The 400-nt window shown below is 53.0% G+C and carries 1 rRNA gene; it reads right to left on the reverse strand.

The annotated features are described in order from the left end of the window. Positions 1 to 400, reverse strand: a 23S ribosomal RNA gene (locus BHE89_RS21585); the annotation flags it as partial.

A 400-nucleotide genomic window follows, 5' to 3' on the forward strand; every position in this document is an offset into this window, starting at 1 on the left:
TCTCTCAAGCGCCTGAGTATTCTCTACCTGACCACCTGTGTCGGTTTGGGGTACGATTGTTGATAACCTGAAGCTTAGAGGCTTTTCCTGGAAGCAGGGCATCAATTGCTTCACCACCTTAGTGGTTCGTCATCACACCTCAGCATTAAGTGACCGGATTTGCCTAATCACTCTGCCTACATGCTTGAACCGGGACGACCGTCGCCCGGACAACCTAGCCTTCTCCGTTCCCCCATCGCAGTTACCACCAGTACGGGAATATTAACCCGTTTCCCATCCGACTACGCTTTCAGCCTCGCCTTTAGGGGTCGACTCACCCTGCCCCGATTAACGTTGGACAGGAACCCTTGGTCTTCCGGCGTGCGGGTTTTTCACCCGCATTATCGTTACTTATGTCAGC

It is taken from the genome of Shigella sp. FC1967, assembly GCF_001743005.1.
Lineage (GTDB): Bacteria > Pseudomonadota > Gammaproteobacteria > Enterobacterales > Enterobacteriaceae > Proteus.